Raw genomic sequence first — 23,368 nt, forward strand, 5'->3', positions numbered from 1 at the left:
CGCACGCTACGCGCCGAGCTGTTGCGGCTCTGCGCTCGCATCGGCTATTCGCCGCCCGCTGTCCTCTGACGAATCCGCCCCGGCGCGAAAGCTGCCGGATTGGTTCAAGAGGAAAGACCAGACATGACCTACCAGAATTATTCGCTGAAGCAGCTTCAGCAGATCGATGCCGCGCATCACCTTCATCCGTTCACCGACCACAAAGAGATGCGCGAGACCGGCTCGCGCATCATCACCCACGCCAACGGGCCGTTCATCTATGATGCCGAAGGGACGGAAATCCTCGACGGCATGGCTGGGCTGTGGTGCGTCAATGTCGGCTATGGCCGCGACGAGCTTGCCGACGCCGCCTACGCCCAGATGAAGGAGTTGCCCTACTACAACTCTTTCTTCAAATGCTCGACGCCGACGCCGGTTCTGCTGTCGAAAAAGCTGGCGGAGATCGCGCCAAGGCACATCAACCAGGTGTTCTACGGCTCGTCCGGTTCGGAGGCCAACGACACGGCGCTGCGCCTGGTCCGTCACTATTGGGTGCTGGAAGGCAGGCCCGAGAAGAACCGCATCATCTCACGCAAGATGGGCTACCACGGCTCGACCATCGCCGGCGCCTCGCTCGGCGGCATGGATTTGATGCACAAGCAGCTCGGCGGCGCCGTGCCCAACATCGTCCATGTGATGATGCCCTATGCCTATGAGCTCGCACTGCCCGGCGAAAGCGACCATGATTTCGGCCTGCGCGCGGCAAAAGCGGTCGAGGACGCGATCCTCGAAGCCGGCGCCGACAAGGTGGCCGCCTTCATCGGCGAGCCGGTGATGGGGGCAGGCGGGGTGAAGATCCCGCCGATGAGCTATTGGCCGGAGGTGCAGCGCATCTGCCGCAAATACGATGTCCTGCTGATGCTGGACGAGGTCATCACCGGATATGGCCGCACAGGCGAGTGGTTCGCCGCACAAGCCTTCGATGTCGAGCCCGACACCATCACCACGGCCAAGGCGCTGACCTCTGGCTATCAGCCGCTGTCGGCGCTGCTGGTCGGCGACCGCATCGCGGCGACGCTGGTCGAAAAGGGCGGCGAATTCTATCACGGCTACACCTATGCCGGGCATCCGGTGGCCTGCGCGGTGGCGCTGAAGAACCTCGAGATCATCGAGCGCGAAGGCCTGGTCGAGCGCGTGAGGAACGACACCGGGCCTTACTTCGCCAGGGCGCTGCAGGAACGTCTCGGTGGGCACGATCTGGTCGGCGAGGTGCGCTCGTTCGGGCTGATGGGGGCGATCGAGATCGTCAAGGACAAGGTGACCAAGGAGCGCTTCCTGCCTGCCGGCAGCGCGGCGGTGATGGTTCGCGACCACGCGATTGTCCAGGGCATGATGCTGCGCGCTACCGGCGACACGATGATCCTGTCGCCGCCGCTGATCTGGACGCGCGAGACGATCGACATGGCCTGCGACCGCATCGCCACGGCGCTCGATCTGGCGCAAGCAGATTTGCGCAAGCATTAGGGAGGCGATCGCCGGGCGCTCCATGTCGGGCGCCCGGCGTTTGAATGGGCGCTCGCCAGGCGAGGATGCGAAACGCAAAAACCGCGCTCCATCGGAACGCGGCTTTGCCAGATACGCATGGCGCTTCGCCAACAATACACTTGCGAAACTAACGGCGAAACTTACGGGCTCCGGTACGCGAGACCTGATCCGGAGCGCCGGGCGGATGTCCGCCTCGCAATCCGTTTTAAACGCATATCGTTACTGCAGGGTTAGCAAGAGCTTAAGCAAACCTAAATTTGCCGACTTTCCGCTTTGGGCAGATCGAAAACCTGTGAACTTGGAGCTTACGCCGGGTTACCACGGAGGAAATTAATGATGCCGGAAAAATCCGCGCCGGCATTCCCTTGTGCGTTGAACAGCGCATAGAGCTGGGCTGCCTCGGCGCCGAGCGGCGTTGCTGCACCAACGCTCTGTGCGGCCTCCTGCGACAGTTTCAGGTCCTTCAGCATCAGTGCCGCCGCGAAGCCAGGCTTATAGCCATTGTTGGCGGGCGATGTCGGCACCGGGCCGGGCACCGGGCAATAGGTGGTCAGCGACCAGCACTGGCCGGACGAGGTCGAGGCGACGTCGAACAGCGCCTGGTGCGACAGGCCGAGCTTTTCCGCCAGCACGAAGGCCTCGGCAACGCCGATCATCGAAATGCCCAAAATCATGTTGTTGCAGATCTTCGCCGCCTGTCCGGCGCCGTCGTCGCCGCAATGAACGATGCGGCCGGCCATCGGCTTGAGGATTGGTTCGGCCTTGGCGAAGGCATCCTTCGAACCGCCGGCCATGAAGGTCAGCGTGCCGGCCACCGCACCGCCCGTGCCGCCGGAGACCGGCGCGTCGATCGACAGCAACCCGTGCTTGGCGGCGATAGCATGGGCCTTTCGAGCCGACTCGACATCGATGGTCGAGGAATCGATGAACAGCGCGCCTTTTTTCGCCTTGGACACTATGTCTGCGTAAACCGACAGAACATGCTTGCCGGCCGGCAACATGGTGATGACCGCATCGGCATCCTTCACCGCCGCAACGGCATTGGCCATGACGATGACGCCGTGCTCCCTGGCAATGACGAGGTTCTCCGGCACCAGGTCGAAGCCGTGCACGGCATACCCGGCCTTGACCAGGTTGGCGGCCATCGGATTGCCCATATTGCCGAGGCCGATGAAGGCGATGGTGGTCATAATGGCGCTCCGTGAGTGGAATAGTGAATAGTGAATAGTGAATAGTCAGTAGTCAGTAGTCAGTAGGATCATGTATTACTCATGGTCTATATGATAGCCTCACCATTCACCATTCACCATTCACTATTCACTATTCACTAATTCTCTACCGTCCGATCAGGGCGCGAGCGATGATGACGCGCATGATCTCGTTGGTGCCTTCGAGGATCTGGTGGACGCGCAGGTCGCGCACCAGCTTCTCGATGCCGTAATCGTGCAGATAACCATAGCCGCCGTGCAGCTGCAGGGCGTCGTTGGCGACATTGAAGCCGGTGTCGGTGACGAAGCGCTTCGCCATCGCCGACCATTTCGAGGCATCCGGCGCGTTGCGGTCGAGCTTCGAAGCGGCGGTGTAAAGGAAAACGCGCGCTGCCTGCAGTTCGGTCTCCATGTCGGCGAGCTTGAACTGCAGCGCCTGGAACTGGTTGATCTTCGAGCCGAAAGCCTTGCGCTCGGCGGTGTAGGCGAGCGCCTTGTCGAGTGCCGATTGCGCGCCGCCGAGCGAACAGGCGGCGATGTTCAACCGGCCGCCGTCGAGCCCGGCCATGGCGATGCCGAAGCCGGCGCCTTCGGCCGACAAAAGGTTTTCGGCGGGCACCTTGCAATCCTCGAAGACGACCTGGCGGGTCGACTGCATGTGCCAGCCCATCTTGTGCTCGTTGGCGCCGAAGGAAAGGCCCGGCGCATCGTTCGGCACGACGAAGGTGGAAATGCCTTTCGGCCCGTCGGCGCCGGTGCGCGCCATGACGACATAGAGGTCGCTGTCGCCGGCACCGGAGATAAACTGCTTGGCGCCGTTCAGCACATAATCGCCGCCGCTTTTGACCGCGCGCGTCTTCAGCGCCGCAGCATCGGATCCCGAGCCCGGCTCGGTCAGGCAGTAGCTGGCCAGCCATTCCATCGAGGTCAGTTTCGGCAGGAAGCGCCGGCGCTGTTCGTCGCTGCCGAAGCGGTCGATCATCGATGCCGCCATATTGTGGATCGAGATGAAGGCGGAAAACGCCGGATCGGCACGCGAAAGCGCCTCGAAGATCAGCACGGCGTCGAGCCGGCCGAGCCCCGAGCCGCCGACGTCGTCGCGGACATAGATGCCGCCAAGGCCGAGCGGACCTGTCTCGCGGATCACATCGGCGGGGAAATACTTGTTGCGATCCCAGTCGAGCGCATTCGGCGCCACACGGTCGGCGGCGAAGGCTTGCGCCATCGCCTGGATGGCGCGCTGGTCTTCGTTGAGTTCGAACTGGCTGGTGCCCGCATCGACAGCGGCGTCCATGGCGTGCTCCCTGATGTTTCCGGCCTGCTGGCCTGTCGTTTTTGGCTTTGCGCGCAGTCCAATCTAGACCAATGATGCCGCCGCGCAACCCGATCGTCTCCATCCAACCATCTGGGCAGCGGCTGTGTGCGAATGCGCTTTGGAGCAAAGTGTGACGACAACTTTCGACGAACTGCTTGGACGCTTCCATGCCTATCTCCAGACGCTCGATGATGCGCTGGTGCGCGACGCCGTGGCCCGAATCGGCTGGGACATGCCAAGCCGGCCGCTCGAACCGCATGCACTGCCTTGTCTCCTTCAGCTCGACCGTATCGTCGAACTCGCTCCCGCTGCGGCCAAGCCGCTGGCGCGGCTGGTTGCGGAGCGTCGCGGCGATCTGCGCTGGGGGCAAACCTATGGCGAGGCGGATTTCGGCAAGATTTTCATCGACAATTACGGCTGGCTGGAGGTGTTCGGTACACGCGGGCATTTCGTCAATGAAGAGGTTGCGGCCGGCCTGCTGATCCTTGGACCCGACATCGTCTACCCCGATCATCACCATGTCGCGGAGGAGATCTACATCCCGCTGACCGGCGGCACCGAATGGCGCATGGGCGATGGCGGTTTTCACCTTCGATCGGCGGGCGAGGTGATCCACCATGCCTCTGACATCAACCACGCCATGCGCACCGGCAAAGAGCCGCTGCTGGCGCTCTATCTCTGGCGTGGTGGGCCACTGGCGGCCAAGCCAACGATCACCGCAACCGTTGCGCAGGGCAGGGACTGATATGGCCAAGGCGATCATGCTGCAGGGCACGGGTTCGGATGTCGGCAAGACGGTGCTGGTTGCCGGCCTCTGCCGCGCGGCGAAGAAGCGCGGCTTGAAAGTGCGGCCGTTCAAGCCGCAGAACATGTCGAACAACGCGGCCGTCGCCGATATTCCGGGCGATTCAGGCGGCGGCGAGATCGGCCGCGCCCAATGGCTGCAGGCGATCGCCTGCGGCGTGGCGCCGACCGTCCACATGAACCCGGTGCTGCTCAAGCCGCAGACCGATGTCGGCGCTCAAGTCGTCGTGCAGGGCAAGGTGTTCGGCGAGGCGCGGGCGCGCGACTACCAGGCGCTGAAGGGCCGGCTGATGGATGCGGTGCTGGACTCCTGGGCAAAGGTCGGCGAGGGCGCCGATCTGGTCATTGTCGAGGGCGCCGGCTCGCCGGCCGAGATCAATCTCAGGAGCCGCGACATTGCCAATATGGGCTTTGCGACGCGCGCCGGCGTGCCGGTGATCCTGGTCGGCGATATCGATCGCGGCGGCGTCATCGCCTCGGTCGCCGGCACCCATCTGATCCTGCCGGAGGAGGACCGGCGCATGATCGTCGGCTACCTCATCAACAAGTTCCGTGGCGACGTCTCGCTGTTCGAAGACGGCATCAAGGCGATCGAAAAATTCACCGGCTGGCGCTGTTTTGGCGTCGTGCCGTGGCTGAAGGCGGCGGCGCGGCTGCCATCGGAAGATTCCGTCGTGCTCGAACGGTTGGCGTCCGGCGAGAAGCGCGCGCTGAAGATCGCCGTGCCGGTGCTCTCGCGCATCGCCAATTTCGACGATCTCGACCCGCTCAAGGCCGAACCGCAGGTCGAGGTGGTGTTCGTGCCGCCTGGTGAGCGCTTGCCCGAAGATGCGGGTCTGGTGGTCATTCCCGGCTCGAAGTCGACGATCGGCGATCTCCTGAAATTTCGCGAGAACGGCTGGGACTGCGACCTTGCCGCGCATAGGAAACGCGGTGGCCAAATCGTCGGCATTTGCGGCGGCTTCCAGATGCTCGGCCATGTCGTGCGCGATCCCGACGGCATCGAGGGCAGCGTTACCGAGACGCAAGGCCTCGGCCTGCTCGACGTCGAAACGGTGATTGAGCCGGAAAAGACGGTGCGCAACGTCAGCGCGCGCTCGGTGCCGTTCGATCTGCCGCTCGAGGGCTACGAGATCCATCTCGGCCGCACCACCGGTCCGGATACGCTACGGCCGTCCGCCGTTATCAACGGCATCGATGACGGCGCCATCTCGACCGACGGCAAGGTGCTGGGCACCTATATGCACGGGCTGTTTTCCGCCGATGCCTTCCGGGCGAAATTCCTCGAAAGCCTCGGCGTCAAGGGCGGCGGCATCGACTACCGCGCCGAGGTCGAACGGGCACTGGACGAGATCGCAGCCGAACTGGAAACCCACCTCGACTGCGACGCGATTTTTGGGCTGGCGCGTTAGATACTTTGCGCGGAAGTTTTGCACGGGTCGTTGGCTTCGACGGATCACATGCCTTGGCGATTAGCGGAAACGTCCATGGCTTCGTCATCCTGGGGCGGAGCAAGGAGCGAAGCGACGCGGCGCAGACCCCAGGATCCATGCCCTGACTTCGGAGCGCCGCTCCGGCGCAGAATTCTGCTCCGCTGGCTCCTCGGCCAAGGTCACGGCATGGATCCCAGGGTCTCCGCGACGGAGCTTCGCTCCTGCTCCGCCCAGGGATGACGAAATTGGGAGGCTTCGGCCAATCCCGAATGTGCAGCGCTACCAGTTCATGCTTTCTCGTCAGCCTTCGGCCAGTAGGTGCCGAACGACCAGACGTTGCCTTCCGGATCGCGGCAGATGAATTCGCGGCTGCCATAGTCGCGGTCGGTGAGTTCTTCCAGAATCTCGGCGCCGGCGGTCTTTGCCCGCGCGTATGCCGCGTCTGCGTCAGCGACCGCAACGTAGATCGACTTGCCGCCACCCGAACCCGGCGCGCCGACCATCTTGCCATAGGCGTCGTCGCGCGCCGTGCCGAGCATGACGATCGAAGAGCCGAAAGCGAGTTCGGCGTGGTGCACCACGTCACCTTCGCCATAGCGGGCGCGAACGCTGAAGCCGAAGGCCTCGCACAGCCAGTCGATCATCTTGCCGGCATTCCTGCAGCGCAGCGCCGGATAAAGCCGCGGTGGTTCAGTGGTGTTCGGCATGGCTGATCTCCTTCAGCGGGTTGGTCGATCAACCCAGTCTGCGCGAAGGCCGGTTGCGCGTCTTGAAGAAATGTTACCTCGCGGCGACAGTGGTCGGCGTGACGCCTGCGAGGTCGCGGAACTCGCGCACCAGATGCGCCTGGTCGGCATAGCCGCAGTCGGCGGCGATGTCGGCCCAATCGCTGTTGGCCTGTCTCGACAGCCCAAGCGCATGGTTGAAGCGGACGATGCGCGACAGCGTTTTTGGGCCGGTGCCGATAGCGTCCGAAAATTTTCCGGTAAGATGCTTGCGGCTCCAGCCAAGCTTTTCGGCCAGCGTCGAGATGCGGGTCCGCCCACGCGTCGAGACGATCGTCTCATAGGCCCAGACCATTTCGGCCTGAGTGCGGTCCGCGGTTGCCAACCGATCACCGACGAAGGCTTCGGCGATGGCAAAGCGTGTGCTCCAATCCGGCCCATTGCCAAGCCTTTCGCGAAGCGCGATGCCTTCGACGCCGAGCACGTCATCCAGGCCGACCATGCGGTCGGTCAGTTCGCTCATCGGCCGGCCGAAGAAGCGACGAGCGCCGAGCGGGGTGAAATTGATCTGCACACAGCAGGCGCCGCCGCAGGATTCGATCACTACCGGCCCGGCATAAAGGCCGGCGGCAAAACTGGCGAAGCGGTCATTGTCGCCCGGGTCATGGCCGAGCCCGATGGCAAAGGGTTCGGCAAAGCTGATGACCAGTGGCACGGTCAGCGAGGCATATTCGATGGCGCGGAAATGGCCTGGCATGGTTTCGCGAAAGCCGCACATGTCGGTGACGGCGCCCTGAAGCCGATGGCTCGGCGCGCGCCGCACCATCTCAAACCGATCGAGCCCTGGGCTTTCGTGGCGGCTGCCGTCTTCGCTGTCGGGCATGCGCTTTCCTTCCGCCACGCGACTTTAACAGACCATCCGTCGGAATCAAAAGCGCCCGGCTTTTGGCCGGGCGCTCCGAGTTGCCTGAGATTCTGAATTGTCTGGACGTGTTTAGGCGCCGCGCATCAGGCAGCCGGCGGCCAGCACGATGTAGGCGATGACGACAATCCACGCGGCATTCAAAGGGATAAACGCAAGAACGCCAAGCGCGGCGAGAACGCCGATGATGGCGATGACAAGAGATATAATGAAAATAAGCTGGGTAGGCGCACTGAGATTCATGTTCGGTCCCTCCTCAACATGATTCGTACAACGGCATACTATCAGTCGCGCGGTCACACACCAATGAGTGCACGCAGGCGGCTTTTCCACCATTCGCACCCCGTTTGCGCAAATCCGATTCCGCGCTACCTTCCGAACGAATCGGAAGGGGCTGATGGCGATGGGATTGCTGGACCAGATACGCTCGATCTTCGACGGCGACCCCGGCGTGCGCAAGGTCGCGGACGATCCTGTGCTGTCGGCGGAGCTGCTCATGCTGTTCCGCATGATCCTGGCCGACGGTTCGGTCAGCGAAAGCGAGATGACCGCCTTCAGGCGTATCTGCCGGGACGCCTTCGGCATACCCGAAACCAGCATCGACAGTGTCATCGAATACCTCAACGATTTCGGCTACGAGACCAACAGCTCGCAGGCAATCGCGCAGTTTCGCGACCTCGACGTCGAACGGCGCAAGCTGCTCGCCCGCCACATGGCCGAAATCGCCAAGGCCGATTCGCAACTCGCCGGGAGCGAAATGCAGCTGTTGCGCCGCACGCTCGATTTGCTCGACATCAGCCCGGCCGATGTGGTGAAGCCGCAAGGCTGAGGCATCGGCTGGATCGTGGCGCCCTTGGCCGTGGTGACGCGGGTCAGCCAGCGGCGGGTTGGCGAATAAAGGAAGCTTGTCGTGACCTCGCTCGAATAGGCGATCGACTTGGTCTGGCCGTCGGCTTCATACACGGTCGAGGTGATGAAGCCGGAAGCCGAGAGCAGTTTGTTGCCGGCTGTGTATTGCAGCGGGGCGGCCGCCGTGCCGAAGTCGAGCTGCACCGGCAGGTACTGGGTGCAGCGTCTGGCCGGAGGCATCGCGCACGCTGGTCGTGGTGTGGGTCAGCGTGCCGATCGTGACATCCTGGCGCGCGAGTTTGCTGAAAAGTGCACGTCACTGTATTTCCGGTCGATCTACACAGAGTGACAGCCCGGCGAACGTGATAAAAAGTGCACTGTCACCGAAATTCCGAATGGCAACTAACGACCTTGTGCACTGGCCCGATAATCCAACAACTCTTGCATTTCTACAATCTCTTCCCCGTATTGTCCCGTGACCTTAATGGTGTGGGTGTCAAGATCAACCAGATTCTTCAGGAACAAAATGGTGGGCCGCGCGTGCTCAATTGGGACTAAACCTAAAAACCTTATCGCATAGAGCAAATTCGCATGCCCACCCCCTTTTTGGGCCAAAGACATTTTCAATTCTTCCTGCAACTTTTCAATACCGTCGTAAATGCCAACATAAGAGTCCGTAAGCGATCGAGTTATTTGATCAAAATCTTTCGTTCTCTCGTCCAATTGCAATGGAGTCGCAAGATGCTTATCAATCAATCTTGCCCATATAAAAAGGTAAAGTGCACCAGTATCCTCATTAAATTCTTCAGCTTTCGTATCCCAGTCTATGAACTCCTTCGCAGTTTGCGAGGTTACGCGTGATATACATTGCTCTTCAACTCCTCGCCAAGTGAAGGGCCAATTATCGGCAAAGATTCCATTGGAACAGTTCAGTATCTCAGGAGTTGATGGCACAGTACCGCCGGCCTGCATCTGGGTCGATCCTCCGAAAAACCAAATTGCAACAAATCCGGCAATTTGCAATGCTATTTTAAAATGCATGATATCAACTCCTCACGGACCAATTGGGAAATCATTTACCTGTAAACTCGCACTACTCACCTTGTTCGGGCCGATTGAATTCATAAGCGATTTATAGTCTTTAGTGTTCGCCACCAAACAACCCAGTGACATCCCTCCTTCACCAGTCGTGGGGCTCCTCCCCGGATGAATGGTCCGCCCAGATACTAACGTTCCATCAGCTTCCAACGTTGTGCCCGGAACACCAGTGTTATCAATTTGGTATTGCCCCTGATGCTTATTCATGTTCATGCTAGCATTACCACTTATCAAGGAACAAATCTCCTGCTTTATTCCAGAAGTCCAGCCTTTACAGTAATGTGCGGTCTGACAGATAAATTGTATTTACCAGGTGCAATTACATTATCATCACTAGCCCACAAGGGGAGAAGGGAAAGACGCTAAGCCCCGCCACGAAGTCGCTCACCCCTGTTCGTGCAGCCGTTTTGCAATCGCCCGGTGCAGGTCTGGAGCAGCAGTGACCAGCGCCTTGGCCGCCTCGGACTGCGGGTGGTCGAGCACTTCGTTCGTCCTGCCGCGCTCGACGATCTTGCCGTCATGCATGACCATCACCTCGTCGGTGATGGCGCGGGCGACGGTCAGATCATGGGTGATGAACAGATAGGCGATGCCGAGCTTCTGGTTGAGGTCGGCGAACAGATCGAGGATCTGGGCGCGGATCGAGACGTCGAGCGCCGAGACGGGCTCGTCGGCGACGACCAGCTTCGGCCGGGTGATGATGGCGCGGGCGATCGACAGGCGCTGGCGCTGGCCGCCCGAAAACTCGTGCGGGTATTTGTCCATGTCGCCTGGTGAGAGGCCGACCTCGTGCAGCGCATGCGCCACCATCTCGCGCCGCGCGGCGGGCGACGGCTTCTTCTCCAGCACATGCAGCGGCTCGGCCACCAGTCTCTCGACCTTCTGGCGTGGGTCGAACGAGCCGTACGGGTCCTGGAACACGACCTGCATGTCGCGCCGTGCCGGCTTCAGCTCCGCCTCACTCTTGCCGGTGAGGGTATCGCCGCGGAAGCGGATCGTACCGGCCGTCGGCTTGTCCAGTGCCAGAATCATGCGAGCAAGCGTCGACTTGCCACAGCCGGAACGCCCGACGAGCGCCACCGACTGGCCGGGCGCCATCGAGAAAGAAACATCGTCGACGGCTCGGATGGGAGCCCCTCGCTTGAGCAGCGATGTGCGCCGTGCCGGATAGTCGCGCGTCACGCTGTCTACCTCAACCAGAGGTTTTCCTTGGCCGACGCTGTGCCTAGCCCGCGCGGGCACATGCATCGAGGCCTGCGCCAGCTGGCGCGTATAGGGATGAAGCTGTCCGGACAGAATGCGCGCCGTGTCGCCGGCCTCCATCACCTCGCCATGTCGCAGGATGGTGATGCGGTCCGCCATCTCGGTCACCACGGCGAGGTCGTGCGAGATCAGCAGCAGGCCCATGCGGTTTTCCGCTACGAGGTCGCGCAAAAGGTCGAGGATCTGCGCCTGCAGCACCACGTCGAGCGCGGTCGTCGGTTCGTCGGCGATCAGCAGCTTGGGCTTCAGCGCACAGGCGATGGCGATGACGACGCGCTGGCGCTGGCCTCCGGACAGCTCATGCGGATAACGCGACAGCGGGAACTGCGCCGCCGGCAAGCCGACCCGGTCGAGCATTTTTCGCGCCCGTTCCTCGGCGTCGGCGCGGCTCGCCCTGGTGTGCCAGCGAATACCCTCGGCAACCTGCTCGCCGATGGTCTTGACCGGGTTGAGCGCCGTCATCGGCTCCTGGAACACCATGCCGATGTCGTCGCCGCGCAGTGCGCACATCTGGTCCTCGCTCGCCGCCAGGATGTCGATGCCGTCGAAGGTAACGCGTCCGGTTGCGCGTGCCGCCCACGGCAGGAGCTGCATCACGGTGAGCGCCGTCATCGACTTGCCGGAGCCGGATTCGCCGACCAGCCCCATGACTTCGCCGGGCGCGACGGACAGCTCGATGTCCCTGAGGATGGGCGTGCCGCCGATGGTCAGCGACAGCTTCTCGATTTCGAGCAGGCTCATCGCTGCCGCCGCGATTTCGGATCGAGAATGTCGGCAATGCCGTCGCCAAGCAGGTTCAGGCCAAGCACGGTGATGACGATCGCCATGCCCGGAAAGATCGCCATCCACGGCGCCACCACCATGCGGGTCTGGGCATCGAACAGCATGCGGCCCCAACTCGGCATCGGCGGCTGCGTGCCCAGCCCGACATAGGAAAGCCCGGCTTCGGCCAGTATGCCCAGCGCGAACTGGATGGTGCCTTGCACCAGCAGCAGCGTGGCGATGTTGGGCAGCACATGTTCGATGCTGATCAGCGTCCTGCTCTTGCCGGCGGCGCGGGCGGCGAGGATGAATTCGCGCGGCCAGATCGCCAAGGCGCCGGCCCGGGCGACGCGCGCGAAGACCGGGATGTTGAAAATGCCGATGGCAATGATGGCGTTGAACGCGCCCGGCCCGAAGATGGCGGTGATCATGATTGCCGAAAGCAGCGCCGGAAAGGCAAAGACCAGGTCGTTCAGCCGCATCAGCACGTCATCGGCGATGCCGCCGCGCGCTGCGGCGAAGGCGCCGAGCGGCACGCCGACGCCCATGCCGATGCCGACCGCCACCAGCGCCACGGCGATCGAGTTGCGGGCGCCGACCATGATCATCGACAGGATGTCGCGACCGAAATGGTCGGTGCCGAACCAGTGCGCCAGCGATGGCGCCTGGGTCTTGTCGGATATGACCAGCCTGGTGACATCGTAAGGCGTCCAGAAGAAGGAAAGGATCGCGACCGCGGCCACCAGTGCGGTGATGACGAAGCCGGCGAGGAACGAACGGTTTCGAAACGCCTTGGTCAGGATGCCGGCAAGGTTCTCGTCCGGGATGTCGATGTGCAGCGTCATTGCCGGCCTCTCAGGCGCGGATCGACCACCGCATAGGAGAGATCGACAACGAAATTGACGACGATGACCGCGGCGACCAGCAGCATGACGACACTCTCGACCACGATCAGGTCACGCTGGTTGATCGCCTGGAACACCAGCCGCCCGAGGCCGGGCAAATAGAAGACGTTTTCGATGATGATGGTGCCGGCAAGCAGGAAGGCGAATTGCAGGCCTAAAATCGTGACCACCGGGATCATGGCGTTGCGCAGTGCGTGCTGCCACAAGACAAGGCGATAGGGCAGGCCCTTGGCGCGGGCAGTGCGGATGTAGTCCTCGTTCAGCACTTCGATCAGTGCCGAGCGGGTGACCCGGGCGAGGATCGCCGCCTGCGGCAGAGCGAGAGCGACTGCCGGCAGGAGCAGCGACTTCAGCGCTGGCCAGACGCCGGCGCTCCAGCCGGGAAAGCCGCCGCCCGGCACCAGCCGCAGCCAGACGGCGAACAGGTAGATCAGCATCAGCGCAAACCAGAAATTGGGCACGGCGACGCCAAGCTGGGCGGCACCCATCGCAATCGTGTCGCCGGCCCGGCCGCGTCTGCTGGCGGAAAACAGCCCGACCGGGATGGCAATGACGGTGGACAGCGCCAGCGCCATCAGTGCCAGCGGCAGCGAGACGACGAGGCGCTCGCGGACAAGATCGATGACCGGCACCGAATAGGTGTAGGAACGGCCGAAATCGAGGCTCAGCAAGCCGCCGGCCCAATGCAGGTAGCGCAGCACGACGGGAGCGTTGAGACCCATCTGGTTGCGCAGCAATTCGATCTGGTCGGCGCTGGCGTTCAGGCCAAGCATCAGCCGCGCCGGGTCGCCGGGAATGATCTCCAGCACGGCAAAGACCACGATCGAGGCCAGAACCAGCGTGACGATGGCGATGACGAGGCGCTTGAGGAGGTAGGCGGTCATGAGCTGCCTGATGCAAGCACTGGGCGAAGCTTGCGTTCCCGCCCACCCCCCTCTGTCCTGCCGGACATCTCCCCCTCAAGGGGGGAGATTGGCAGTTTCAACGCCGGCACTGTCCTTGCAACGCTAGTGGTTAGCGAAAGCGGCGGTGAGGGCTCAATCTCCCCCCTTGAGGGGGAGATGTCCGGCAGGACAGAGGGGGGTGTGACGGAGTGCAACTTTCGCCCTTCTGTCAGCGGCTCAATCCGTCCACTTCACCTTGGTCAGGTCATTGGCCTGGATCGGGGCGTTTTCCCATAGGCCCTGCAGTTTGGCGTCCCAGACGCCGACCTTCGGCAATTCGTAGAGGAAGCCGACCACGGCGTCATCTGCCAGGACCTTCTGCGCCTCGCCGAGCAGCGTCGTGCGCTTGGCCTCATCGGAGGTAAGGTTCAGCTCGTCGATGATCTTGTCGAAGGCCGGATTGTCGTAGTTGAAGTAATAGTCCTTGCGCGAATAGATATCGATGTCATTGGGCTCGGTGTGGGAAACGATGGTCAGGTCGTAATCCTTCTTGGTGAAGACCTGGTCCAGCCACTGCGCCCATTCGACCGGGATGATCTCGAGATCGATGCCGATTTCGCGAAGCTCCGAGGCGATGATCTCGCCACCAAGCCGCGCATAGGAGGGCGGCGGCAGCTTGAGCGTCGCCTTGAAGCCATTCTCCAGGCCGGCTTCCTTCAGCAATTCCTTGGCCTTCTCCACATTGTGCGGATAGAGGCCGGTGAGGTCGACATAGGCCTTGCTGGCGGGCGACATGTGCGAGCCGATCGGCACGCCGAGGCCGGCCGAGGCGCCGTCGATGATCGCCTTGCGATCGAGCGCAAAGGAAATCGCCTGCCTGACCTGCAGCTTGTCGAAGGGCGGCTTCTTGTTGTTGATCGACAGGATGGTTTCACCCTCGGTCGAGCCGATCACCACCTTGAAGCGTGGATCGTCCTTGACCTGGGCGACGCTGTCGGGGTCGAAGAACGGAAAGGCCTGAACGTCGCCGGAAAGCAGCGCCGGAACGGCGGCGGCGGCATCCGGAATGATGCGGAACTCGGCCTTGTCGAGGAACACCGGGGCGCCCCAGTAATTTTCCGACTTGACCAGCGTGATCGACGAGCCCTTGGCCCAGTTCTGGAATTTGAACGGGCCGGTGCCGATCGGTTTTTCCTTGTTGGTGTCGGCTGTCTCAGGCGCGACGATAACCGCGTCGCCCCAGCCCATATTGTAGAGGAACGAGCCTTGCGGGTTCCTCAGCGTGACATTCACCGTCGTGGGATCGACGACCTCGACCTTGTCGATGGCGGCGAACAGGCTCTTTTGCGCGTTGACGGAATTGTCGGCGCGGGCACGATCGAGCGAGAATTTCACGTCGTCGGCGTTGAAGTCGCTGCCGTCATGGAATTTCACGCCTGTATGCAGCTTGAAAGTGTAGACCTTGCCGTCGTCGGAAATGCTCCAGCTTTCGGCGAGATCGGGCAGCACCTCGCCGTTCGGGCCGATGCGGGTCAGGCCCTCGAAGACATTGGCATAGAGTACCTCGTCGATTGCCGCGGCGGCACCCGCGGTCGGGTCGAGATGCGGGGGTTCGAGCGTAATGCCGATGACCAGGTCGGTGCGCGCGGCCATCGCCGAGGTTCCGGCGGCCAACGCCAGCGCCGCGGCGGCCAGAATGGTTTTCCACAATTTCATCTGCAACTCCCCATATGCTAAAACACGTGCTCAAAACCCGGCGGATAGAAGCGTGAATTCGCCGCCGAGTAAATTGCGTTTCGTACCGTCCGCCGACGTCGGGAGGAATGTTTTTCCGCCCATGGCCGGATCATCGCGGGCCGGCGCCCCTCAGCAGCACGTCGAGGCCGATGGCCATCACCTTCGCCGAGTCCAGCATGTCGGCAATGCCGACCCATTCATCGGGCCGGTGGGCGAGATCGAGGATGCCCGGGCCATAGGCGATGCAGTCATAGATGTGGCCGATGCGGGCGATGTGCTTCTGGTCGTAGGTGCCGGGCGAAATCACGTAATCCGGTTCGCGGTCGAATATCTCCATGATGCCTTGCGCGACCGCCTTCACCACCGGTGCGTCGCGCTCGGTCATCAGCGGCAGCACTTCCATCAGATCGCGGATTTCGTAGTCGAACTTTTTGCGCTCGCGCTTCAGCCGTTCCAGGATATCGGTCACCTCGCTCTTGACCGTAGCGAGATCCTCTTCGAGCAGGAAGCGGCGGTCGATTGTAAGCCGGCAGGAATCGGGCACGTTGGGCGAGGGCAGGCCGGGCCGGAAATCTTCCGTCTGGCCGCCATGGATCGAGTTGATGTTCATGGTCGAGCGTTTTGCGCCTTCGGGCACGACCGGCATGCGCGTCATCTTGCGGTCGAGCGCCGGAAACAATTCGTCCTCGAAGGCCCGCAGCACGGCGCCCATATGGCGCACCGCATTGTCGCCGAGGAACGGCATCGAGCCGTGCGCGATCTCGCCCTTGGTCTCGATCTCCGCCCACCAGACGCCGCGATGGCCAAGGCAGATGCGATCCTTGTTGAGCGGCTCGGGAATGATGACGTGGTCGACCTTCGGTCTGGAGAAATAGCCGAGCTTTGCCAGATGCGCGACGCCGCCAAAGCCGCCGGACTCCTCGTCGACGGTGCCTGAAATCTCGATGGCGCCGGGAAAATCGGGAAAGACCTCCATGAAGGCTTCAGCGGCGATGATCGAGGCGGCAAGCCCGCCTTTCATGTCACAAGCGCCGCGGCCATAGACCTTGCCATCCCTGACGATGCCGGCGAACGGATCGAGGCTCCAGCCGTCGCCGGGCTCGACCACGTCGATATGCGAATTGAAGTGCACGCAAGCACCCGGCGCCCGGCCATCGAAGCGGGCGACGACGTTGACGCGCGGGTAACGGTCAGTGTCGCCAGGCGTGCCCTCGGCACGGATGAATTCGATCTCAAAACCACGCTTCTTCAGCCGCGCGCCGATATATTCGGCACATGGCCGATAGGCTTCGCCGGGCGGATTGATGGTCGGAAAGCGGATCAGATCCGCAGTCAGTGCAACCAGATCATCGGCTCGGTCATCGATAGCCTTGAGGAGCCGTTCGTTCGGTTCGTTCATTCGGCGAATTGAGCAGCGGATGAGGGGGTTTTGCAAGCCCGATGGCGAATTGCGAGGCGATTGCGTGTCGTTACGGCAACTATTGCGGGAAATCGTTCAAATTCGCTGCTTTGGATTGGTGAAATCGTCAGGGAGTAGGTGTTAGCTCGCTGGCTTGCCATCAAAACGTTGGAGAACAGCGTGACGGCAGGCAGGCAAGGGGCATCAAAGGGGTTTGATTGCATGAAAAACACTGTTCTCATGGCAGCGGCATTGATGGCGATGCTGTTCGGTTCGTCGTTCGAGAGCCGGGCGGCCAGCCTGGTCGCGAACATCGATATTTCCTCACAGACGATGACGGTAAGATACGGGCTTTCGTATTACCGGTGGAGCGTTTCCACCGCCCGCAAAGGCTACATCACGCCGCGCGGCAGCTATCGTCCACAGCGGACGGCCCGGATGTGGTATTCGCGCAAATACGACATGTCGCCGATGCCCTATTCGGTGTTCTTCCGCGGCGGCTATGCTATCCACGGCACCGGCGCGATCCGGCAATTGGGGCGCCCGGCATCGCATGGCTGTGTGCGCCTCCACCCCAGCAATGCCGCCGCGTTCTATTCGATGGTGCGCAAAGCCGGCTTCGGCAATACGCGGATCCTCGTGACGAATTAGGGCCTGCTCCTCGGCCCGCAATAAAAAACCCGCCGGGGCGGCGGGTTCGTCGGGCCAAATAGCACCATATCGAAATTAGTAGCATAGCTGCCGGCACAAAGCAAGAACAAAATAGGGCCGGTGCCCAAAAAGATCGTTCCGCTCAGGCGGCTTTGTCGCGCACTGTCGCCGGCCGACGCTTTTTGCGGCCGCTGATCTCCCAGCGCTTGTGGAACCACATCCACTGGCCGGGGTCTTCGCGCACCCAGCGCTCGACCACGTCGTTGAGAAGCTGGGTGGTGGCGCGGACGTCGACACTGCCGCCGACGGTGCGCGGCAAGGTGAGCTTGTCCTCGATCTCGAGCCGGAAACGATTGTTCGGCAGGCGCACGCAGCGCGCCGGGTAGACATCGCAATCGTAGTGCCGCGCCAGGGTGCCGAGAACCCGGTTGCTCTCGCAGGGGCGGCCGAAGAATGTCGTCTCGAGCCCGCCGGTGAATTTCTGGTCGACCAGCACGCCGATATTGCCGCCTTTCTCGAGGATGGCCGCAAGCGCGAACGAGGCACCGGTCGAAGACGGCAGCAGCGATCCCATGCTCGAGCGGCGGGTCGAGAGGATGTAGTCGGCGAGGTAAGGGTTGTTGGGCGGGCGAAACAGCGCCGTGATGTTCATGCCGAAGGTCGCCGCGGCCACTGGCAGCAGCTCGAAATTGCCGAGATGCCCGGTGAAGACGATATGCGGCTTGTCCTCGCCGGCAATGCGCACGAAATGCTCCACGCCCTTGACCTCGACACGGCCCGGCTTCGTCGCAGCGGGATCGTAGTCGAACAAAGCATCGAGAAAGATGTATTCGGTGGCCAGGCGGGCCATGTTGCCCCACATGTCGGAAGCGATCGCCTCGATCTCGGCATCGCTCTTTTCCGGATAGGCCTTGCGCAGATTGTCGACAGCAACCTGATGGCGCGCTACCCAAGGGCCGATGCGGCGGGCAGCGCGGTCGGCGAAATTGAGCGCCCTGTCGGGCGGCAGCAGGCGCAGCGCGGAGATGATGATCATCGCGACGCGCGCGACCAGCCAGTAGTTGAACTGGCGAAGCCGCCTGCCATAGCGGAATCCCACGTCCCTGCGGATCTTCCTGAAGGCGTTGCCGATCATTTCAGCCGACGCGCAGGATGATCTTGCCGAAGACGTCGCGGCCTTCCATGCGCTTCAGCGCCGCATCGATTCCGTCGAAGCCAACCTCGGTGTCGATCACCGGCGCGACCAGGCCCGCCGCCATCTTCTGCATGGCGTCAGCCATGTTTTCCATGCGGCAGCCGAACGAGCCTAGCAGCTTCAGCTGCTGCTGGAACAACTGCATCAAATTGATCTGCGTCGACACGCCGGAGGTCGAGCCGCAGGTGACCAGCCGACCGCCGCGTTTGAGGCACAGCATCGAGGCGGCAAATGTGTCGGCGCCGACATGCTCGAACACCACGTCGACGCCCTTCTTCTTGGTCAGCTTGCGCACGATGCCTTCGAAGCGGTCGTCGCGGTAATTGATGACGTGGTCGGCGCCGAGCGCCTTGGCCTTGTCGATCTTGTCGTTCGAGCCGACGGTGGTGATGACCGTGCAGCCCATCTTCTTGGCCAGCTGAATCGCGGCGGAGCCGATGCCGGAGCCGCCGGCATGGACCAGTATCGTCTCGCCGGGCTGCAGCCGGGCATTGTCGAACAGCATGTGCTCGACCGTGCCGAAGGTGACAGGCGCCACCGCCGCGCCGATTTCGCTCACGCCGGGCGGGGCGGGGACCAGAAGGCGCGCCGGCAGGTTGATCTTTTCCTGCGCAAAGCCGTCGAGATGGAACCCGTGAACGCCCGAAACATGCTCGCAGAGATTGTCGCGGCCTTCGCGGCAGGCGCGGCAAAGCCCGCAGGTGCGGGCGCCATAGATCGACACCAATTGCCCGGTCACAAGGCTGGAAACGCCTGGGCCGACCGCCTCGACCTCGCCCGAGGCCTCGGCGCCGACGACCAGCGGCAGCTTGCGCTTGGCGAAGGCCATGCCGCGCCAGCCCCAGACGTCGATATGGTTCAGCGCCACGGCCTTGATGCGCAGCGTCACCTCGCCGAGCAAAGGCGGCGGCGGTGGCGGCAGGTCCACCGTTTCAAGCCGGCGATCCTCGATAAGTTGCAATGCGCGCATGCCAGATCCCAGGTTGCGCATGACCGAGAACCGTTTCGGAAGGGATCATGCGCACGACAACAGTGCTAGAGCGGAACGGTCGCTTAGACCGGTTCCCGCGCCATGACAAGGCAGGTGTTCTGGCCGCCAAAGCCGAAGGAGTTCGACAGGACGGTGCCGACCTCGGCATTGCGCTTGGTGTTCGGCACCACGTCGAGGACGATCGCCGGGTCGGGATTGTCGTAGTTGATGGTCGGCGGAATGACGCTTTCGCGCATGGTCATCAGCGAAAATGCAGCCTCGACGGCACCGGCTGCCGATAGGGTATGGCCGATCATCGACTTGTTCGACGAGACCGGCATTGCCGAGATCCGCTCGCCGAACACCGTCGACAGCGACAAATGCTCCATCTTGTCGTTTTCGGGCGTCGAGGTGCCATGGGCGTTGACATAATCGATCCCGTCCTCGCTCAAGCCGGCATCGGCAAGAGCGGCGCGCACCGCCGCGATCGCCGGCGAACCGTCCGGCTTGGAGCGGGTGCGATGGAAGTCGTCGGCCTTTTCGCCGCAGCCGCGCAATATGCCGAGAACGGTGGCGCCGCGGGCAAGTGCTGCCTCCAGCGATTCCAGCACAAGGGCGCCCGAGCCTTCGGCGAGCACGAAGCCGTCGCGATCCTTGGAGAAGGGTTTTGAGGCCTTTTCAGGGATGTCGTTATGGGTGGAGAGCGCCGACAGAAGCGAGAAGCGGATCAGCGCCTCGGCGGTCGCCGAGCCGTCGGCGCCGATCGACAGCGCCCTGTCGCATTCGCCGCGGCGGATCGCCTCGACGCCGAGCTGGATCGCCGTGGCGCCCGAAGCGCAGGCGGTCGACAGCGTGATCGGCAGGCCGCGCGTGCCGAAACGGTCGGCAAGCCGGTCGGCAATCGAGCCGAACTGGGTGGTCTCGAAGATGTCGAGTTCCCTGAGGCCGCGCGCCACCCGCAGCAGCCTCTCGGCACCGGAATCGTGCCTGTCTGAATTATTGGGCTTGTCGGAATTGTAGAGCGAAAAGCGCTCGCTCCAGTCGAGCTCGACCGGCGGCGAAGCGAGGAAAAGCGGTCCGCCGAAATCGCCGGCATCGAGGCCCGCTTCCGACATCGCTTCCTGGGCGGCGGTTTCGGCAAGCTCATAGGTGAGGAGACTGGCGCCCTTGGAACTCGACGGCAGGAAATCGACCATGCCGGAGATGCGGGTGTTGAGATGATCGACCGGGAAGCGGTTGATCGGATGGATGCCGGATTTGCCGGATGTCAGCGCCGCCCAATTGTCGGCTTTGCCGACACCGAGCGACGTCACCACGCCGATGCCGGTGACGGCGACGATGGGCCTGCCCATGTGGTCGTTCAGATTGGCCATTTGTTGTCCAAAAACCTGTTTCTCTTGGAGCGTCGGATCGCCCGAAAACCGCGTCACACGTTTCGGTCCGATGCTCTAGGCGGCTTTGATCAGCGCCATGCCCTCGAATTGGTGATAGCCGATCGCCGTTGCAAGGACGGTCTTCGGGACACCGGCAAACGGTTTTTCGACTGTGGCGTCGAACACAGGGTAGGCGGCCTTGCGGTCGACAGCCAGGGCCGCCAGCGCAACGGCAAAGGGGAACTGCGCTTCCTTCATGTGGCCGGTCAACGTCGAAAAGCCGCGTGCGGCGATCGCCGGATTGGCGTCGAGCGCCGATTTCTCGGCGGCGGTCGCGGCATGGGCGCCCGAAGCGCCGGAGATCGCCAGCAGCTCGCCATTCGGCAATGCGGCCTGCTTCAGCAGCGCGGCGATCTCACCGTCGAGTTCGCCCCGCCGGCGCCTGGCACGGCCGGACAGGATCGGGCCGAGTTCCGCATAGATCTTCCGGCCACGGCTTTCCGCATGCTCGCGCTGCTCCAGGACGAGAAACGCGCCGCCGGATCCGGTCACCACGCCGCCGCCTTCGGCACCTTGCCTTTGCCAGACCGGCGTCCACGGACCGCGATGCAGGTAGCCGGCCAGTTCATAGCCGAGCAGCATGTCGGAATGTTCGGTCTGGAAAGCGCCGCCGACCAGTATATGCGTCGACTGGCCGGAGCGGATGCGCGCGGCCGCCGTCTCGACAGCGGCAACGCCGGCACCTTCCTCGCCCATGAAGGTGCGCGACGATCCCGTCACCTTGTGGACGATCGAGATGTTGCCGGCGAGCAGGTTGGAGAGTTGTGCCAGAAACAGCGTCGGGCGCAATTCCGTGGTCAGCTTCTCGTTGAGCAGCACATCGCGGTCGTTGCGGCTTTCCGATGCCGCGAGAATGGCCGCGTCGACCGCCTCGTCGCGCTCGCCGCCGCCGGCGGCCACCACCATGTCCATGGTCGCGCAGAGTTCGTCATTGCCCTTGATGCCGGCATCGTCGAGCGCAAGGCCGGCCGCATAGGTGCCGAGCCTCTGCCAGGTCTCCATCTGCCGCTGGTCGCCACGCTTGGCGATCTGCAGGTTCCAGTCGATCTCCGGCAGCGGGTGGACCGTATAGGGCGAGAAGCGCGAAGCCTCCAGAACCGGCTCAAGGCGCGGCTGGACGAGCTTTTGCCAATGCGCATCCGGACCCTCGCCCAGCGACGAGACAAGGCCGATGCCTGATATGACGACGTCGCGGGGGTTCATGGGCGGCTGTTGTGGGTGAGGGCGCGTCAAGCGCAGTGCTTAGATGGCGTTCTTGGCGGCGACGAGCGCGTCGATCTTGGCGCACAGGTTCTTCATGACGAAATAGTCGTCGGTCGAGGCCTTGCCGTCATTGACCTCCTGCGTCCACTTTTCCAATGGCACCTTGATGCCGAATTCCTTGTCGATGGCAAAGACGATGTCGAGGAAGTCGAGGCTGTCGATGCCGAGATCGTCGATGGTGTGGCTTTCGGGCGTGATCGTCTCGATGTCGATCTCGCTGGTGTCGGCGATGATCTTGGCGACTTTGTCGAACGTGGTGGACAAGGGCTTTTCCTTCGATTGCGGGCGGAATCTGTCCGCATGTGTTTTGGGCTGTCTAATCGGTTTTTCCGGGCAGGAAAAGGCCTGATGCGCCGCGCGCAGATGGGATTGCTGCCCAGGCAGAGCAAGATGAGATCGGAATCCAACCACGGCTTCTCGTGGCAGTGGCATTTTGGCAACACCTATCTCGCTCGACGCGAGGAGCGACCGGCCCGGTCAGAAGGTAACGCGGCCGAGCACGCGCAGGCCGTCGCCCTGCGGCTCGACGACCACGGCTTCGCCTTCGCGCGGCGAGATGCCGGTCAATTCCTTGATGTCTTCGAGATGCGTGACCATGACCAGATTGTCGGAGCCGGAATAGCCGCGGATCTCGGCCAGGATCGCCGCGATCTGGGCGGCCTTCTCCTTTTCGTCGGTCTTCAGCAGGTCAAGCGGTGCGAACGGCTCCGGTTCGCTTTCGAAAGCTATGCGGGCGGTTTCGAGGCAGCGGCAATAACGGCTGGACAGCACGCGCTCGACCGGTGCCGCGCGGGCGCCAAACAGCGCGCCGATCTTGCGCGCCTGTTGCTTGCCGCGCTCCGAGAGATTGACCTGGGTGGCGCATTTGCCGAGGTCGAAATTGGCCGCATCGGTGGTGCCTGTGACCATGGCATGGCGAAGCAGCACCACATGCCCGCCGTCGCGCAGCAGCGCCCAGCCGGCTTCCGTCGCATGGGCTGTGGCGGAAACGGCAAGCAACAGCAGCGCCAGCACAAATCGAAGCATCA

23 protein-coding genes are annotated in these 23,368 nt (G+C 62.6%); 6 read left to right on the forward strand and 17 right to left on the reverse strand.

Translation table 11 applies throughout. From position 1 onward, the window contains the following. Nucleotides 1-123 precede the first annotated feature (123 nt). Entirely contained in the window at nt 124-1,503 is a 1,380-nt protein-coding gene (locus NKI18_RS05515; protein ID WP_352452083.1) for an aspartate aminotransferase family protein, read from the forward strand. Between the two features lie 326 nt (nt 1,504-1,829). Here NKI18_RS05515 and mmsB read toward each other — a convergent pair whose 3' ends face one another. Next, on the reverse strand, nt 1,830-2,714 hold the full coding sequence (gene mmsB / locus NKI18_RS05520; protein ID WP_352617655.1) for a 3-hydroxyisobutyrate dehydrogenase: 885 nt from the start codon (nt 2,712-2,714) through the stop codon (nt 1,830-1,832). Nucleotides 2,715-2,859: 145 nt separating this feature from the next. Next, complete coding sequence (locus tag NKI18_RS05525; RefSeq protein WP_352617658.1) at nt 2,860-4,026, reverse strand: isobutyryl-CoA dehydrogenase; 1,167 nt, start codon at nt 4,024-4,026, stop codon at nt 2,860-2,862. Between the two features lie 151 nt (nt 4,027-4,177). Here NKI18_RS05525 and NKI18_RS05530 point away from each other — a divergent pair, with 151 nt between their 5' ends. Beyond that, entirely contained in the window at nt 4,178-4,792 is a 615-nt protein-coding gene (locus tag NKI18_RS05530; protein WP_353019063.1) for a dimethylsulfonioproprionate lyase family protein, read from the forward strand. Nucleotide 4,793: 1 nt separating this feature from the next. Next, the gene (locus tag NKI18_RS05535) at nt 4,794-6,263 is read left to right on the forward strand and encodes a cobyric acid synthase (RefSeq protein WP_352617664.1); all 1,470 of its coding nucleotides are present in this window, start codon (nt 4,794-4,796) and stop codon (nt 6,261-6,263) included. Between the two features lie 308 nt (nt 6,264-6,571). Here the strand turns inward: NKI18_RS05535 and NKI18_RS05540 are convergent, their stop codons facing one another. The 3 genes from NKI18_RS05540 to NKI18_RS05550 all read right to left on the reverse strand — a co-directional run bounded on the left by NKI18_RS05540 (nt 6,572) and on the right by NKI18_RS05550 (nt 8,174). Further along, nucleotides 6,572-6,991 carry a VOC family protein gene (locus NKI18_RS05540; protein ID WP_352617667.1) on the reverse strand — a complete coding sequence of 140 codons (420 nt, stop codon included), beginning with the start codon at nt 6,989-6,991 and terminating at the stop codon, nt 6,572-6,574. Nucleotides 6,992-7,064: 73 nt separating this feature from the next. Continuing rightward, complete coding sequence (locus tag NKI18_RS05545) at nt 7,065-7,892, reverse strand: helix-turn-helix domain-containing protein (RefSeq protein ID WP_352617670.1); 828 nt, start codon at nt 7,890-7,892, stop codon at nt 7,065-7,067. Nucleotides 7,893-8,003: 111 nt separating this feature from the next. Then, complete coding sequence (locus NKI18_RS05550; protein ID WP_023676480.1) at nt 8,004-8,174, reverse strand: hypothetical protein; 171 nt, start codon at nt 8,172-8,174, stop codon at nt 8,004-8,006. Nucleotides 8,175-8,328: 154 nt separating this feature from the next. On the opposite strand from NKI18_RS05550, the gene NKI18_RS05555 reads away from it, so the two are divergent. Next, nucleotides 8,329-8,760: a TerB family tellurite resistance protein gene (locus tag NKI18_RS05555; RefSeq protein WP_352618495.1), complete on the forward strand. Its 432-nt coding sequence runs from the start codon at nt 8,329-8,331 to the stop codon at nt 8,758-8,760. A 108-nt stretch (nt 8,761-8,868) separates the two neighbouring features. Continuing rightward, nucleotides 8,869-9,129 (forward strand): hypothetical protein, encoded by a 261-nt coding sequence (locus NKI18_RS05560; RefSeq protein WP_352618492.1) that lies wholly within the window; start codon nt 8,869-8,871, stop codon nt 9,127-9,129. A gap of 53 nt (nt 9,130-9,182) precedes the next feature. On the opposite strand, the gene NKI18_RS05565 is transcribed toward NKI18_RS05560, so the two are convergent. From NKI18_RS05565 to NKI18_RS05590, 6 genes are all read right to left on the reverse strand, one after another. Continuing rightward, nucleotides 9,183-9,821: a hypothetical protein gene (locus NKI18_RS05565; protein WP_352618489.1), complete on the reverse strand. Its 639-nt coding sequence runs from the start codon at nt 9,819-9,821 to the stop codon at nt 9,183-9,185. Between the two features lie 441 nt (nt 9,822-10,262). Then, nucleotides 10,263-11,882, reverse strand: a complete 1,620-nt coding sequence (locus tag NKI18_RS05570; RefSeq protein WP_352618486.1) for an ABC transporter ATP-binding protein — start codon at nt 11,880-11,882, stop codon at nt 10,263-10,265. Next, complete coding sequence (locus NKI18_RS05575; RefSeq protein WP_352618482.1) at nt 11,879-12,748, reverse strand: ABC transporter permease; 870 nt, start codon at nt 12,746-12,748, stop codon at nt 11,879-11,881. Before NKI18_RS05575 ends, NKI18_RS05570 begins: the two co-directional genes overlap by 4 nt. After that, on the reverse strand, nt 12,745-13,692 hold the full coding sequence (locus NKI18_RS05580; protein ID WP_352618480.1) for an ABC transporter permease: 948 nt from the start codon (nt 13,690-13,692) through the stop codon (nt 12,745-12,747). The genes NKI18_RS05575 and NKI18_RS05580 overlap by 4 nt, the downstream gene beginning before the upstream one ends. Nucleotides 13,693-13,929: 237 nt before the next feature. Beyond that, complete coding sequence (locus NKI18_RS05585; protein ID WP_352618478.1) at nt 13,930-15,408, reverse strand: ABC transporter substrate-binding protein; 1,479 nt, start codon at nt 15,406-15,408, stop codon at nt 13,930-13,932. A gap of 130 nt (nt 15,409-15,538) precedes the next feature. After that, nucleotides 15,539-16,828: an acetylornithine deacetylase/succinyl-diaminopimelate desuccinylase family protein gene (locus NKI18_RS05590; protein ID WP_352468398.1), complete on the reverse strand. Its 1,290-nt coding sequence runs from the start codon at nt 16,826-16,828 to the stop codon at nt 15,539-15,541. Nucleotides 16,829-17,050: 222 nt separating this feature from the next. Between NKI18_RS05590 and NKI18_RS05595 the strand changes: the two genes are divergently transcribed. Beyond that, the gene (locus NKI18_RS05595) at nt 17,051-17,479 is read left to right on the forward strand and encodes a L,D-transpeptidase (RefSeq protein WP_023676467.1); all 429 of its coding nucleotides are present in this window, start codon (nt 17,051-17,053) and stop codon (nt 17,477-17,479) included. Between the two features lie 142 nt (nt 17,480-17,621). Here the strand turns inward: NKI18_RS05595 and NKI18_RS05600 are convergent, their stop codons facing one another. The 6 genes from NKI18_RS05600 to NKI18_RS05625 form a co-directional block, all read right to left on the reverse strand. Continuing rightward, nucleotides 17,622-18,614, reverse strand: coding sequence for a lipid A biosynthesis lauroyl acyltransferase (locus tag NKI18_RS05600; RefSeq protein ID WP_352618476.1), 993 nt, complete (start codon nt 18,612-18,614; stop codon nt 17,622-17,624). Nucleotide 18,615: 1 nt separating this feature from the next. Further along, nucleotides 18,616-19,644, reverse strand: a complete 1,029-nt coding sequence (locus tag NKI18_RS05605) for a zinc-binding dehydrogenase (RefSeq protein WP_352618474.1) — start codon at nt 19,642-19,644, stop codon at nt 18,616-18,618. An 83-nt stretch (nt 19,645-19,727) separates the two neighbouring features. Next, nucleotides 19,728-21,017, reverse strand: coding sequence for a beta-ketoacyl-ACP synthase (locus NKI18_RS05610; RefSeq protein WP_352618471.1), 1,290 nt, complete (start codon nt 21,015-21,017; stop codon nt 19,728-19,730). Between the two features lie 75 nt (nt 21,018-21,092). Further along, nucleotides 21,093-22,280 (reverse strand): beta-ketoacyl-ACP synthase, encoded by a 1,188-nt coding sequence (locus tag NKI18_RS05615; RefSeq protein WP_352618470.1) that lies wholly within the window; start codon nt 22,278-22,280, stop codon nt 21,093-21,095. A gap of 39 nt (nt 22,281-22,319) precedes the next feature. Continuing rightward, the gene (locus tag NKI18_RS05620; RefSeq protein WP_023676462.1) at nt 22,320-22,604 is read right to left on the reverse strand and encodes an acyl carrier protein; all 285 of its coding nucleotides are present in this window, start codon (nt 22,602-22,604) and stop codon (nt 22,320-22,322) included. Nucleotides 22,605-22,817: 213 nt separating this feature from the next. Then, entirely contained in the window at nt 22,818-23,366 is a 549-nt protein-coding gene (locus tag NKI18_RS05625; RefSeq protein WP_352454578.1) for a histidine phosphatase family protein, read from the reverse strand. Nucleotides 23,367-23,368 lie beyond the last annotated feature (2 nt).

This window comes from Mesorhizobium sp. M0800 (genome assembly GCF_040320095.1).
GTDB lineage: Bacteria > Pseudomonadota > Alphaproteobacteria > Rhizobiales > Rhizobiaceae > Mesorhizobium.